Annotated in this window: 11 protein-coding genes; 9 read left to right on the top strand and 2 right to left on the bottom strand. The window is 41.5% G+C overall.

Features of this window, described 5'->3' with window-relative positions:
• Nucleotides 1–202 precede the first annotated feature (202 nt).
• Nucleotides 203–889, top strand: coding sequence for an NgoBV family restriction endonuclease (locus tag ACO03U_RS10680; protein ID WP_204687072.1), 687 nt, complete (start codon nucleotides 203–205; stop codon nucleotides 887–889).
• 322 nt (nucleotides 890–1,211) lie between these two features.
• Here the strand turns inward: ACO03U_RS10680 and ACO03U_RS10675 are convergent, their stop codons facing one another.
• Nucleotides 1,212–2,123 carry an ArsR/SmtB family transcription factor gene (locus ACO03U_RS10675; RefSeq protein ID WP_161869714.1) on the bottom strand — a complete coding sequence of 304 codons (912 nt, stop codon included), beginning with the start codon at nucleotides 2,121–2,123 and terminating at the stop codon, nucleotides 1,212–1,214.
• Nucleotides 2,124–2,369: 246 nt separating this feature from the next.
• On the opposite strand from ACO03U_RS10675, the gene ACO03U_RS10670 reads away from it, so the two are divergent.
• The 8 genes from ACO03U_RS10670 to ACO03U_RS10635 all read left to right on the top strand — a co-directional run bounded on the left by ACO03U_RS10670 (nucleotide 2,370) and on the right by ACO03U_RS10635 (nucleotide 12,313).
• Entirely contained in the window at nucleotides 2,370–3,647 is a 1,278-nt protein-coding gene (locus ACO03U_RS10670; RefSeq protein ID WP_204687071.1) for an extracellular solute-binding protein, read from the top strand.
• Nucleotides 3,648–3,805: 158 nt separating this feature from the next.
• Nucleotides 3,806–4,723 (top strand): carbohydrate ABC transporter permease, encoded by a 918-nt coding sequence (locus tag ACO03U_RS10665; RefSeq protein ID WP_237583941.1) that lies wholly within the window; start codon nucleotides 3,806–3,808, stop codon nucleotides 4,721–4,723.
• A 12-nt stretch (nucleotides 4,724–4,735) separates the two neighbouring features.
• Nucleotides 4,736–5,581 (top strand): carbohydrate ABC transporter permease, encoded by an 846-nt coding sequence (locus ACO03U_RS10660; RefSeq protein WP_204687070.1) that lies wholly within the window; start codon nucleotides 4,736–4,738, stop codon nucleotides 5,579–5,581.
• A gap of 6 nt (nucleotides 5,582–5,587) precedes the next feature.
• Complete coding sequence (locus ACO03U_RS10655) at nucleotides 5,588–5,998, top strand: hypothetical protein (protein ID WP_204687069.1); 411 nt, start codon at nucleotides 5,588–5,590, stop codon at nucleotides 5,996–5,998.
• A gap of 35 nt (nucleotides 5,999–6,033) precedes the next feature.
• Nucleotides 6,034–7,839, top strand: coding sequence for a glycoside hydrolase family 2 protein (locus ACO03U_RS10650; protein ID WP_423104745.1), 1,806 nt, complete (start codon nucleotides 6,034–6,036; stop codon nucleotides 7,837–7,839).
• A 139-nt stretch (nucleotides 7,840–7,978) separates the two neighbouring features.
• Nucleotides 7,979–9,748 carry a glycoside hydrolase family 2 protein gene (locus ACO03U_RS10645; RefSeq protein ID WP_423104744.1) on the top strand — a complete coding sequence of 590 codons (1,770 nt, stop codon included), beginning with the start codon at nucleotides 7,979–7,981 and terminating at the stop codon, nucleotides 9,746–9,748.
• A 70-nt stretch (nucleotides 9,749–9,818) separates the two neighbouring features.
• Nucleotides 9,819–11,405: a glycoside hydrolase family 43 protein gene (locus tag ACO03U_RS10640; RefSeq protein ID WP_204687068.1), complete on the top strand. Its 1,587-nt coding sequence runs from the start codon at nucleotides 9,819–9,821 to the stop codon at nucleotides 11,403–11,405.
• Nucleotides 11,406–11,512: 107 nt separating this feature from the next.
• Nucleotides 11,513–12,313 (top strand): hypothetical protein, encoded by an 801-nt coding sequence (locus ACO03U_RS10635; protein ID WP_161869720.1) that lies wholly within the window; start codon nucleotides 11,513–11,515, stop codon nucleotides 12,311–12,313.
• Nucleotides 12,314–12,381: 68 nt separating this feature from the next.
• On the opposite strand, the gene ACO03U_RS10630 is transcribed toward ACO03U_RS10635, so the two are convergent.
• A complete protein-coding gene (locus ACO03U_RS10630; protein WP_423104741.1) occupies nucleotides 12,382–14,142 on the bottom strand; it encodes an acyltransferase family protein in 1,761 nt (586 codons plus the stop codon).
• Between the last annotated feature and the right edge of the window lie 95 nt (nucleotides 14,143–14,237).

Here is a 14,237-nt window from a genome sequence, read left to right as displayed (position 1 = left end):
AAAAAATGCCGTTTCAAGTAGCCTTTATTACTACTCGAAACGGTATTTGTCTACGGTCTGAATCTATTCATAGTAAATAGATATTCTTGTATTTAAATGATTCAAGAAACCTCCGTCACAAAAAAATTACATTGTGTGTGAAAAATACTTTTTATTTTTGATATAATAGTGTTATTTAAGATGTTAGGATGGAGGAGAAGATATGTCAACTATACGTTCGCTGGATGATTTATATCAATTAGCATTGCTTCACTTAAAAGGTAAGAGAGGAAATATTGTAATAAATTTGGACGGAATTCCTAAAATTTCGAATTCAAATGATATAATTGGTAATTGCCTTCAAGAATGGATACCTCGTTGGCTTAGTGAGAGAGGCTTGGAACTTCAGGTCCATTCGGGTGATTCGAATACACAAGCATTTCCTGATTTTAAAGCTACAATAGACGGATATGAGTATGATATGGAGGTTAAATGTTGGAATTCTCTTAATTCTCCGGGGTTTGATTTAGCAAATTTTGATGGGCTATATAGAACTTTGTTTAATAACCCAGGTAAACTTAATGCAAAATATTTAATTTTTGGATATACCCCAGTAACTGATGGATTTATAATTCAAGATATCTATCTTAAAAATATTTGGGAAATAACAAGTAAATCTCAAAAATATCCAATTGGCTTACAAGTAAAACAAGGTAATCCATACGCAATACGACCATTCGCTTTTCATAAACGTCCAGACGATTGTTTTGAAACAAGGCGTGATTTTGTGATAGCACTTGCCGAAACTCGCGAAATGTTCCGTAGTAATAATCCAGAGATTCCATCTGCGCAAGAATGGCTTGGGAGAGTTGAAAAAAAATATAAAATTTATACTGGTGAAGAACTATAATTTTTGTGAAATAACTTTCTGTTCAGCTGACTGTTTTATAGTTTTACTAGTAATGTTTGGTTAAATACTAAGAGAATAATCAATCTGACTATCGATATAAAAAGATAGCCAGCACCTCACATGAAACCCACCCAAGACGGTACTAAACGTAGCGTTGTCTCTGCAGAATTTCTACTAGCAGATACGTTAGATAGCAAGTTTTTCGCCTACTTAGTGGGGGAATGATTATGTAAATAGCCCTAGTCTCAGGTACACGGATAGAGTGTAGCTGAGACTAGGGTTATTTATATCGCAGCCTCCTCCTAGATCAACTCATCCCCCATCATTTATCCAAATAATAAGTATTAATCACAATATCTTGATTGTGATTACCAAATCCCTTTCCGAATAACGTGAGGCCGCCTTTATTCACAGCGTCAGGTTCGACAGCTAACCGTAGTTTGATGAAGGGATTTTTGTTGAGGTTGAGGTCAGCTACCGTCACTGGAGAGTACGCCTCTCCATCGATACCAGTATCTAATTTATTGATTCGTAGGTGTTTTAATAGGCCGTATTGGCTGAATTCATCGTTCCACCAAAGGGGAGTGTAACGCCCGCGAATATCTGAGAAATTACCAGGAACAGTATAGACAGCTACTAAAATATCATTGACATAGATAGAGATATCGCTAGGCCAAACGTTATTGGATAGGGGGAATTCTGAGGCGATTTCAAAGCTGATTTCAAGCATATTAGGATCTTCATCTTCGGTTAGCATATTCGGGATTTTATATTCTACAAAACCCTCGCTAAACCACATCAGGCTGGCATCTACTCTTTCAGGAGCCATAAAATATTTTGGATCATCTGATTTTCCAACTACATTTTTGGTAGTGGCTAAACCACAGGTGGGTTTCACATTGAAGTCTGTGAAGTGACCTAAGCGGAGGTTGGTTTGATGTAACTTATAACCTTGATAAACCTTTTCTGGGAAAGTGATATGAATATCGTCAACTTTTAAGAAGACCATTTTTTTGTTGCGATTTTCCCCGACACCTCTTTCGGAATTTAAAAGTCCAGCGTCTTCCATCTGTTGGACATGACGGGTGACGATGGCATTGCTCATATTTAGGTAGTCGGCAATTTCCCCGATACTTTTTTTGCGATTACCGATAAATTTCAACATCTTTAAACGAGTCTCGCTAGCGAGACATTCATAGACGGGTAAAGAATATTTTTCTAAGTCTAACTCCATATTGGATCCGCTCCTTTTAACTGAAAAGTAAAATGGATATCTTCACTTTCTATTGTAAATCAAGATGCTATTAACTGTAAAGTTGTTTTTGATGATTATTGTAAAAATAGGATTGACAGCGTTTGCATAAGCTGTTAATTTATAGATGCATCAAGCGAAAGAATCAATATTAATACTAATTGGTTAAATCTATCAAAGCGTTGCATAAAAGTAGAAATAACCAAAAAGTAAAATGGAGGTAAGGAAATGAACATCAAGAAATTAGCAGGCGTGGTATTGGTAGCAGGGGCAAGTGTTGCGTTGATGGCTGGTTGCGGTGGCGGAAGTTCGTCATCTGGAGGCTCTTCATCAAGCAAAAATGAGATCGTATTTTGGAATCCTTTCGTTGGTGAAGATGGGGACAATATGAAAGCAATGATTGACGCTTACAATAAAACCAACCCCGACTTCAAAGTCAAAAATGTTTCCTTAAAAGAAGGTGACATGTATACCAAAATCCCGACAGTTGTTAACTCAGGGAAAAATATCCCTGATTTGAATATTGTCCATGCGGAACGGATCAAACAGTACAAAGATAATGACATGTTGGAGACCTATGACGATGTACTGGCAGATTATCCTGAAATAAAAGCAGATAACTATGTGCCAGAAGCTTGGAATTTAGGAGAAATTGATGGTGTTCGTTACAGCGTACCTTTGGATATTCATAGTTGGGGGATTTACTACAATAAAGAATTAGTAGATAAATATCTGCCAACTGCTTTGGATGATAATATTATTACCTTTGATGAAGTAGAGGAAATCGGGAAGAAATCTGAAGCAGATGGTATCCGTGGCATGGGGATTACTTGGGCAAAACCAAACCTCTTGTCCTTGTACGCCCAAGAAGGTGGTAAATTGACCGAAGATGGTACGACGCCAACACTGGATAACGATGCAATGAAGAAAGCCGTTCAACTTTATGCTGATTTATACAAAGAAAAAGTAACCACTCGCGATGGGGAAGATCCAGCACAATTATTCCTTTCTGGCAAAATGGTTCTCTATCCAGAAGGTATTTGGATGCGTAACCAAGTAAAAGAAGCAAAATTTGATTGGGGATTGACTAATTCACCACAATTGACAGATGACCTTTCTAAAGCAGTAAACTGGGCATCCTCTCACCAATTCGTGATGTTTAAAAACAAAGATCGTTCCGAAGAAAAAACAAAAGGGATCATGGAATTTTTGGAATGGGTACGTACAAACTCATTGGAATGGGCGAAAGCCGGTCAAAACCCAGCAACGCTTGATTTACTAGACAATTCTGAGTATACCGACATGGAACAATCTGTTTTCATTAATTCCCCAGAAGAACAAGCGACATTAACAATCTTTGACTACAAATACAATGGCTATGTAGCTGAATACTTGGATGCGCATGCCTTAGATGTCACATTCGGTAAAATGACAGTCGATGACTTTACAGCTGGTTTGCAAAAAGAAGTTGCCGACAAAGTAGCAAAAGATAATTCAGGAAAATAAGTAGGCTTGGGAGCCGGTTTGTTACTGGCTCCCTTACATACTTTGACGGTAAAGGTTATGCCAGGTAAGCGCCGATAGCCTTGATTTGCTGTCGAAAGTAACCGTGGAAGAGAACTCTTCTTCTGCAAAAAAATTGCTTCAAGAAAGGAAAATAAAAAATGATGGCGACGAAAAATGAACCTCAAAATGCCGTGAAAAAAGGCAATAAGAATAAAAGTAAACTGATTCCTTGGCTGTTCGTTGCACCTCACTTAGTAATTTTTACAATCTTCTTTTTAATTCCAGTCATCTTTGGGATCTATATTTCTTTTACTGATTGGAATTTGTTTGGTGCGCCAACATTTACCGGACTAGATAATTACAAGGAATTATTCTTTCAAAAAGATTCGACATTCTATGAACAGTTGCGAATTGGTTTATTTAATACCTTTAAGTTTGTCATCTTCTCCGTACCATTTTGTATTGCGGTGCCACTGTTGCTAGCGGCTGCTCTCAATACGAAACCAAAGCTTGGAAAAATCTTTCAGTCGATTTTTTATATGCCGTCTCTTTTTGCTATTTCCGCGGTAGTGATTATTTGGACATTGATCTTTAACGTCAACTACGGTCCAGTGAATACCATATTAAATACAGATACCCCGTGGACTAGCACCCAGCCATATGCTTGGATAACGTTAGTCGTAGTGACAGTTTGGTGGACGATCGGTGGGAATATGGTTATTTATCAAGCCGCGTTAAATGGGATTTCTAAAGATTTCTATGAAGCAGCAGACATTGATGGAGCGACAGCCGTTCAAAAATTCATGAAGATTACCTTACCAGCCATTAAAGGCCAAATCCTTTATACCTTAGTGATGACGACGATTGCCCAATTCAATATTTATGGACAACCTTTAATGCTGACTGGTGGGGGACCAAATAATTCCACACGAGTGTTGTTGATGTACATTCAACAAAATGCCTTTGGTTCCGGTCAATCCATTGCAGGGATTGCTTCGGCGATGGCGGTTATTTTAGGGATTTGTATCATGATCGTGTCAGCGATTCAGTTTAAACTGCTTCGCAAAGAAAACTAGGAGGCCTTTTTCATGAAAAAACATAAAAAACTCTCTATCTCTCGGCTAGTTGCCTTCTTATTCTTGTTGGCGATGGCTTGTGTCTGGTTGATTCCGTTAGCTTACGGGGTATTAACGTCATTTAAATCGGAAATGGAATTGATGACTTCTGGTTTTAAGATTATGCCAATTGAATGGGTGCTGACGAACTATCAAGAATTATTGGTAGACAATACTAGCACGCCACTTGTCCGCTGGTTCTTGAATTCTTTGCTGATCTCTGTTTCTCACACATTACTGGTGCTATGCGTAGTGTCGTTATCTGCTTTTGCTTATAGTCGCTTACAGTTTAAAGGTAAAAATGCACTGTTTTCTTTCTTACTAGCAACTATGATGTTCCCAAGCGTGGTGAATCTCATTCCTTTGTATAAAATTGTTGATATTCTCGGATGGGTGAATACACCACTTGCAATGATTATTCCTGGTGCATCAGGAGTCTTCAATATTTTCTTGGTGAAACAGTTTATGGACAATATTCCGAAAGATTTTGATGAAGCAGCTCAAATTGATGGAGCTAGCGAAGGGACGATTTTTGTCAAGATTATTTTGCCATTGATCAAACCTGTGTTGCTAGTGGTGGCATTGTTTGCTTTTACTGGCTCATGGAATGATTTCTTGTGGCCTTCCATTGTCTTTAATGACATCGAAAAAATGCCGATCACTTCTGGGTTGCAGCTTTTACAAGGAATGTACGCTGCTAAACCAACTTTGCTAATGGCGGGAGCGTTAATTGCGATTGTCCCAACCTTTATCTTGTATCTGTTTGCGCAAAAATACTTCTTGGAATCCATGTCCTTGTCCGCCGGAGTGAAAGGATGATTATTGATGACACGAAAATTAGAACGTCGGTTAAACACTGCAATGGGAGTCTGGCAAATTATTGATGGCTTAGTGACGATTATCTATTTTGGCTTGATTAAGTTGGCCCCTTTGACTGGGAAATTAGGAAATGCCATCACGGAACAAGCCAGTCAAACCGTAAATAGCAGTATGTTTACCTTGACTTGTACTTTTGGGTCCTTATTAATCGGGCTGGGATTGTTAAATTTAGTCTCAGCTAAACGTTATTTAAAAGATGGTACAACCGCCAAAAAACATGGTCTCTTTCTTTTAGGCCAAGGATTATTCTCCTACTTTGTATTGGATATCCCTTCAATGATCTTGGGGATTTGTAGTGGTGTGGTGTACTTTGCCAAAAATAAAGCGTTGAAGCAACAAGCAGTTGCTCAATCATGAACATGAAATTTGATTTGTCGGAAAGGAAGAAAAAAATGAGAAATGAATACCCGCGCCCGCAGTTTGTTCGTAAAAACTGGCAAGATTTAAATGGCACTTGGCGCTTTGCTTTTGATGATCAAGATCGGGGAAATCAAGAAAAATGGTTTAATCACCCGGAAAAATTTGATCAAAAGATTGAGGTTCCTTTTGCCTATCAAACCAAACTCAGTGGGATTGATAGTCAAGAGGTACATGATATCGTTTGGTATCAAAGAGAGTTTGACTGGCAGCAAGAAGCAGGCACTCGCTGTTTATTGCATTTTGGTGCGGTGGATTATCAGGCAGATGTCTATGTCAATGGCCAGTTAGCAGGAAAGCATGTGGGTGGTCATACCTCTTTTACAATGGATATCACTGATTTAGTTCAAGCCTCTGGAAATGTTTTGTCAGTTCGTGCCCAAGATTATCACGATGATGAAGAAATTCCTCGAGGGAAACAGTATTGGCACCCAGAATCAGCAGCTATCTGGTACACCAATACCACGGGGATTTGGCAATCGGTTTGGTTAGAGCCGGTGGGTAAAAATTATATTCACAATGTGAAATTCACACCGGATTTGGATACGGATTCTGTGGCTATTGAGTTTCAGCTAAATCAGGCCGTGGAAAATCAGTATATTCGCTATTTTATTTCCTTTAAAGGTGAATTATTGGTGGAAGATAGTCTGAAGGTTACGAATGCTATTATGAGCCGAACCGTTCCAATTACCGCTGGCAAAATCGATCGAGGTAATTTCCACAATGATGGTTGGACTTGGACGCCAGCAAATCCCAATCTTTTTGATGTCGAAATGATCTTAGTTGATCAGCAAGAAGGGGTTCTAGATCAGGTCACTTCTTACTTTGGTATGCGAAAGATTCACACAGAAAAAGGCATGGTCTTCTTGAACAACCGGCCATTTTATCAAAAGTTAGTGTTGGATCAAGGCTATTGGCCTGATGGATTATTGACAGCACCTACTGATGAAGACTTCATCAAAGACATCCAACTTTCCAAGGAAATGGGCTTTAATGGTTGTCGTAAACACCAAAAAGTTGAAGATCCCCGCTTCTTGTATTGGGCGGACCAGTTGGGTTACTTGGTTTGGGGAGAATGCGCCTCTTCACCAATTTATACACCAAAAGCAGCAGCAGCTTTAACTGCAGAATGGTTTGAAATTATTGAACGGGATTACAATCATCCAAGTATTGTAACCTGGGTACCATTGAATGAAAGTTGGGGCGTACCTAATATCCATAATAATTCTCAGCAGCAAAACTTCTCTCAAGGAATCTACCATATGCTTCATGCTTTAGATGGCTCTCGATTGGTGATTTCCAACGACGGCTGGGAAATGACGGAAACGGATATTTGCGCTATTCATAATTATTCCCACGGAGCCGCTGATGAAACGAAAAAATACCAACATTTTAAAGATACTTTGGCAACGGTTAGTGGGCTGATTGACATGCCTCCAGGAAAATGGGGAATCTTTGCAGAAGGCTACGAATACCAAGGCCAACCGATTCTACTGACAGAATTTGGAGGTATTGGGTATAAGGTGGGTGATCAAGCTGGCTGGGGCTATACTACGGCCGAAAATGATCAACAGTATTTAGATGATTATGCCCGCATTATGGCAGCGATTTATGATTCTAAAGCGCTTTGGGGTTATTGCTATACCCAGTTGACCGATGTGGAGCAAGAAATTAATGGTCTGTTAGCCTATGATCGCTCAGCAAAAGTTGATTTAGCAAAAATCAAAGAAATCAATGATCAGTATTATCCAGAACGGATTGATATTTCCCATCAGTGGTAATTCAGGAGTCAGCTTATCGGCAGGAAAAATAAGAAATGACTAGCGATGCTCACTTTTTCAAAAGCCCCTTGATAGAGATAAAAGGGGCTTTTGGTGAGTAATGGTAATCATTATCAAAATGATAAAGGAGCTATATCAAATGACAATCACACGAAAATTACATCCCCGGCCTCAGTTTATCCGCGAAAATTGGGAATCTTTAGATGGCCAATGGGACTTTCGCTTTGATGATGAGAATCAAGGCTTGGCAGAAAAATGGTATGAAGGTTTCGAAAAAGAAATGGTCATTACAGTACCTTTCACCTATGAAACCAAAGCTAGTGGTATCCATCAAGAAGAGCATCATTCAGTAGTATGGTATCGCAAGCATTTTACTGCTGAAAAAACTAATCAATTGTTAACCTTGTATTTTGAAGGGGTAGACTATGAAACCTCTGTTTGGATTAATGGCTATTTAGCAGGTACACACCAGGGTGCCTATGAACGATTTTCTTTTGATATTTCCGCTTTTGTACAAGCTGGGGAAAATGAAATCGTGCTACGAGCCGAGGATTCTATGGCTTGTGAACAACCTCGGGGCAAACAGCGTTGGAAAAAGGATAACTTTGGCTGCTGGTATGTCCAGAATACCGGAATTTGGAAATCAGTTTGGATGGAAGAAAGACAACATAGTATCTCTTTAGATATGGTAAAAATTACGCCAGATTTGGATGGAGATCAAGTTACTTTTCAGCCTCGAGTTATCACACCAGCCGGTTTTTCAGATACAGTCATTTTTGAAGCGGTTATCACCTTTGCTGGTGCGGCAGTTAGTGAAGTTCGCGGAAGTTTACATCAAAAAATGCAAATTTTTACCTCTGATACTCGCTTAGCCGAAGATCCTTGTTGGGGAACCAAAGTCTGGTCACCGGCGGATCCAAATCTTTATGATGTCACTTTTCGTTTGTACGATGAATCTGATCAACTGTTAGATGAAGTGTCTAGTTACTTTGGGATGCGTAAAATTCATATCCAAAATGGTCAGATTTTACTAAATAACACAACCTTGTACCAACGCTTAATTTTGGATCAAGGCTATTGGCCAGAGTCTTCGATTACACCGCCATCAGTAGAAGCTTTAGAGTTAGATTTGCAACGGATCAAAGAACTAGGTTATAACGGGTTGCGGAAGCATCAAAAATTAGAAGATGAACGTTTTTTGTATCTGTGTGACCAAATGGGGATGTTGGTGTGGAGTGAAATGCCATCAACGTACACTTATAATGATATTGCTGTAGAAAATTTTGTATCAGAGTGGCAAGCCATTGTGAAACAATACTATAATCATCCGGCTATTATTACTTGGGTGCCATTTAATGAATCTTGGGGCATCAAAGATATCGCTCATAATAAGGCGCAGCAAGCTTTTACTGAAACAGTCTACTATTTGACTAAATCTTATGACCCTGCCCGACCGGTGATTACTAATGATGGTTGGGTGCATACAATTTCTGATATTGTGACCCTTCATGATTATGAAGAGTATGGAGAAATGTTGGCTGCTAGGTATGCTGACAAAGATGCGATTGTAAACAATGAAATCCAGTTTAACAAAGACTTTCATGCTTTTGCTGATGGCTACAGCTATCATGGTCAACCGGTGATTATCTCTGAATTTGGTGGAATTGCTTTTTCAACTGCAGAAGGAGCAGAGTGGGGCTATGGTCATCATGTTGGCAATGAAGCGGAGTTTATGAGCCGTTTTGATAAGATTCACCAAGCAATTCAAGATTTACCGTATGTGGTTGGTTATTGCTACACTCAATTGACAGATGTGGAACAAGAAGTTAACGGATTGTTAGATGTCAATCGGAAGCCTAAATTACCGGTAGCGCCAATCGTGGCGATTAATGAGCGACGAATGAAATAATTCCAGACACTTAAATAATAGGAGAACCAGTGGCTTGCAGTCGCTGGTTCTCTTTAAAATGGAGAGACGGATGACAAAAATTAAAAAGCGGCGAATCGTGATAATCATCGCAGTCCTTAGCCTTATTATCATAACTGCCGGAAGCACTGTGGCGTTCCTCAGATCCCAAGGCTATCGCAGCAATTTTCAAGATCAAAGAAACTGGCAAGTCTATGCTGGAAGTGAGGAAACTGCGGCAAAACAATCACAAGGAGTGTTACAAATGAATGTGGGAATTGGCAATAAATGGATTAATCAACAAGAAAAAACTGATTTTGAAGCTTCTGTTTCGGTGAGGATTCAAACCAATCCCGTCAGTGTCGGGGAAGGGGGGGTGCCAGATGCGGGGCTGCTTTTCCGAGTTCAAGAGGACAGTTTGTCGGATGGAACAGATGTGGTGGATGGTTATTACTTTGGTATCGACCTTTATAAGCAACAGGTTTTTTTGAAGCAAGGAGATCGCGCAAGCCAAAACTGGCAAGAAATCGCCACTAAACAGCACTTGATTGAAGCCGATACCGACTATCGCTTGACGGTGAAGGTAGCGGGAAACCATATCATAGGATTTGTAGATGAAAGAAAGGACAGTTGGCCGGTGATTGATGTGGTGGCTGAAGACTTTGCAGAAGGGCTGATTGGTGTGCAAAACCAGCAGCTGCAGACGGCATTCACTAAGTTTGCCATCAAGGGCTATGAGGAAAGCGAAGGGAAAGCGGCGACTTATCAGAACCCACTTCTGCCAGAGATTGCCGATCCCGATGTGTTGTATTGGGAAGGGACGTACTACCTTTATGCCACCACTCCCGGCACCAATATCGGTGGGATCAAAGTCTACACGTCTAAAGATTTGGTGAACTGGGAAGATGCTGGGATGGCGATGACGGCCGGTCCCGATAACTGGGGAACAGAAGGGTTTTGGGCACCGGATTTGATTGAAAAGGATGGTCGCTTTTACATGTATTACACAGCCAATGAACACCTTTGCGTCAGTATCGCGGACAATCCCCTTGGCCCTTTTAAACAGGAAAATGTGGCACCGATGCACGAGGACATCCAAGAAATCGATGCTCATGCTTACCTTGATGATGATGGTCAGTATTATTTGTATTTTGTTCGCTTTAACAATGGTAATCTGATCTATGGCGCAAAATTAAATGACGATATGCAAACCATCGACGAGGAGTCCATCGTGGAAGTCTTGGCCCCATCGCAAGCTTGGGAGCAGGACATGGCGAATATCAATGAAGGACCATATATGCTCAAACATGAGGGCAAGTATTACCTGACCTATTCCGGTTCTCACTTTGAAAGTCCGTTATATGGTGCGGGTTATGCGGTCAGTGATTCTCCCCTCGGCCCGTTTGAAAAATATACCGAAAATCCTATCATGCAGTCCAATTCTTTAGTTCACGGGGCGGGGCATCACGCTGTCGCTGAATCCCCAGATGGCAAAGAATTGTTTATGATTTATCACCGGCATCAAACGTTGTATAATACTGATCCGCGGGAATTTGCCATTGACCGGATGCGCTTTACGGAAAATGCCAAGGGTGAGACGGTTTTGCAAGTCTATGGACCAACCGTGACACCACAGCCTTATCCTAGTGGGGCGAAGTAGATTTGGGATAGAACGTTAGTTAGTTGGGAGAAAAGGAAAACACCGCCAATTAAGACTTGGGAACTGTCTTGGTTAGCGGTGTTTTTGCGGATGGAGTAAGGGAAAACTTGACAGTATTCGCGTTTTCTCGCTATGCTGGTAGTAAAGATCATACGACATCCACTCAAGGGAAACGAGGTGGTATCTTGGAACAAACAAGATTAGGCAAAAAGAAGCAAAAAAATCCGTGGTGGCTTTATATTGTGATGTTTTTAGTCGGAGTAATTGTTGCGATGGTGGCCTTTATCTTACTCACCAAAAAAGACGAGCAACCGAAACAGACCGCTAGCTCTACTGGTTCGTCAACGGTTACACAAAGGCAAGAAGGCAGTGCTAGAAATACTTCGCAAACTGCTGTATCCGCCAGTGCTGAAACGGAGGAGACAAGCGCTTCTTCAGATATCGGGTCATCTACCGCTGAGGCTCCTTATGCTGTGGATATTGCCACCTTCACAGAACAGGATAGTCTCAGATTTCGACCAAAAGGAGATAGCATAGGAACGTTGAATCGTGGTAAATCAGCGCTTATCCGAAAAGTCGATGATTTATACTATTTCGAATGGAGTCACGTTTATCGTGATGCTTGGACTAATTATTCTGGGCGGTTTGTCTATCAAGTTGAATTAGAGACTGTCCCGACGGAGGAATTAGAGGTCTCTAGTTATTCTCAAGTACCTCGAACAGTGAAAGTTAACACTCGCTTTAAATTGACTAATCTCATTTCCGCCAACGATGATTTCGCTCAAAGCTGGCAAGGGCAGTATCTCTACAGCTTTTATGCATCTGATGGGACTATTTCTCTAACCGTGCCAGAGGATAATACTGGCGGCTTTAGCAGTCAGATGGAGTATCAGCTTGTGAAACAATAACTGGAAGTATTACTTGCTAACGAAAAAGCCGCACCTCATCAAAGAATGAGTTGTGGCTTTTCGTAATGTTATTCTTGACCTCGCCGCATCACAATCCCAGTCACTTTATCTAAGCCCTTAGCGACACCGCGACTGACAATCGGGCGGCTCAACAGCCAGAGGATTAAAACAGATCCTAGTAACAGCAGTAGAAATTCTAACGCGGGTGTGCCAAACCAACTTCCAGTAGCTCCCCACCTAGAAGCCGCTAGTTGCTCGCCAGCTTGGACGAGCGGGGCTACTAGATAGACGTGAAGCAGATAGATGGCTAGGGTGTTTTGCCCCCAGATAGTGTAAAAACGGCGGTGATTTTTTGCTAAGGTGATGAAGACGAAGATGAAGGCAAAGCTCAAGATAGCCAGTAAAATATCCGCCAATAGACTTTGCCACAAGGGGATGCCAATCAAATCATAGGCGCGATCCCCCCACAAAATCTCTGGTGGTAAATCTGCCACTGACCACAATGTAGCGGTTAATAGTCCGACACCAGCCACAATCAGGCTGATGACCCGGCGAAAGGGAAAATGTCGGATACGATTGATGTGTCGCGGTTGGCAATAATACCCTGCCAAAAAGAAGGGAAGAAATCCCAACGTCCGAGCTAGCGCCATATAGGTACCAAACTCGGTGAGAAAGCCGGAGAGAATCGCTACCAAAAAGCTGACGATTAAGACGTGGCGGATCCGTACCAAGTCTGGCAAGAGGAGCCGCCAGATAAACATGCAGTAAAGGTACCACAGCGTCCAGCCGGGATTTAAAATGGCGAATTCATCGATTTTTCCCAAGGCTAGCATAATCAAAGTTAAGACGACGTTTAATAACAGATAGGGTAAGAGGAAATTCCGGACAGCGGTTTCTCGACCCCGTGGGAGATTTTTTGAAAAATACCCAGAAATAAAAATGAACACCGGCATATGGAAGAGATAAATAAAGACGTAGATGAATTCCGCCACTGGATCGACTAGTCGAAAATATTCGATGGCGTGGCCGAAAATTACCAAGAAGATCAGCACAGCACGAATATTATCAAAGGAGTAATCGCGACTTGGCTTGGCTGTCGCTGTTGGGTTAGCAGTTGGCGTCGTAACGGTGGGAACCGCTGTTGGCGGTAACTGACGAGCAGTTTTGGAAGCGGAATCGTCAGTTTTCTCCAATTGGGCATCAGCTAAGGAAGCCATTTCTGGGGAGCTGAGATTCTCCGGGTGTTTCGTGCTGGGTGTTCCCTCGCTTGCCGTATTTTCTGCATCAGTCTCTGTCTCTGGCGCGGCTAGCCCTTTCTCGGCTGCCCGCCGTTGTTGCCGCTGTGCTTCCCGTAGTTGGATCCATTCCCGCAACGTCAAATGTTCGTGGTTGGGGGAATCTAGGACGTCTAGGGGGATGGCCGGATCGTCGAAGTCGTTGACAAAGCTAGGCGGTGCTGCGGCATTTAGCTCTTTTTCCGTCGAGTTGTGGGACAAAGGTTGTTCAGCAGTGGAGGGGGGTTCTTGTGCTGAGTGATCTACTGCCTGGGTATTTGCTTGGAAATCTGTTGGACTGTTACTGTTAGCAGTTGTCTTGTTTGTTGCTTCATCACTGCTAGCCTTAGCTGGGTCAGTTGCGTTGGCGTTTTGCTCATTTGTTTTTTTATTTTTATGGGTTGCTTCTGAAATAATAGACACCCCCAGTTGGGATAAGGTATGCTTGAGACAAGTGATAACGTGGCCCAAGGTGAATAGCCAAAACCAATCTACTTTCGTGGGCGTTTTCCCATACACTAAAAATTGGTGAGGCCATTTCTTATATGATAACACGTTTTTTAGTAACTACCGGTAGCAAATGGGAAAAAAGCGCCCTTGCTATACCTTTAGTGCCTTAGGAGTAGCTGTTATTCATTTACTGGCAAACA

This window comes from Enterococcus diestrammenae, from assembly GCF_049384045.1.
Classification (GTDB): domain Bacteria; phylum Bacillota; class Bacilli; order Lactobacillales; family Enterococcaceae; genus Enterococcus_C; species Enterococcus_C diestrammenae.
This window is presented reverse-complemented; position numbering and strand designations above follow the sequence as displayed.

Excerpts from the sequence above, each read along its gene's own strand:
- ACO03U_RS10655 (WP_204687069.1), top strand. The coding sequence starts at position 5,588 with ATGACACGAAAATTAGAACGTCGGTTAAACACTGCAATGGGAGTCTGG.
- ACO03U_RS10670 (WP_204687071.1), top strand. The coding sequence starts at position 2,370 with ATGAACATCAAGAAATTAGCAGGCGTGGTATTGGTAGCAGGGGCAAGT.
- ACO03U_RS10665 (WP_237583941.1), top strand. The coding sequence starts at position 3,806 with ATGATGGCGACGAAAAATGAACCTCAAAATGCCGTGAAAAAAGGCAAT.
- ACO03U_RS10680 (WP_204687072.1), top strand. The coding sequence starts at position 203 with ATGTCAACTATACGTTCGCTGGATGATTTATATCAATTAGCATTGCTT.
- ACO03U_RS10675 (WP_161869714.1), bottom strand. The coding sequence starts at position 2,123 with ATGGAGTTAGACTTAGAAAAATATTCTTTACCCGTCTATGAATGTCTC.
- ACO03U_RS10650 (WP_423104745.1), top strand. The coding sequence starts at position 6,034 with ATGAGAAATGAATACCCGCGCCCGCAGTTTGTTCGTAAAAACTGGCAA.
- ACO03U_RS10645 (WP_423104744.1), top strand. The coding sequence starts at position 7,979 with ATGACAATCACACGAAAATTACATCCCCGGCCTCAGTTTATCCGCGAA.
- ACO03U_RS10640 (WP_204687068.1), top strand. The coding sequence starts at position 9,819 with ATGACAAAAATTAAAAAGCGGCGAATCGTGATAATCATCGCAGTCCTT.
- ACO03U_RS10660 (WP_204687070.1), top strand. The coding sequence starts at position 4,736 with ATGAAAAAACATAAAAAACTCTCTATCTCTCGGCTAGTTGCCTTCTTA.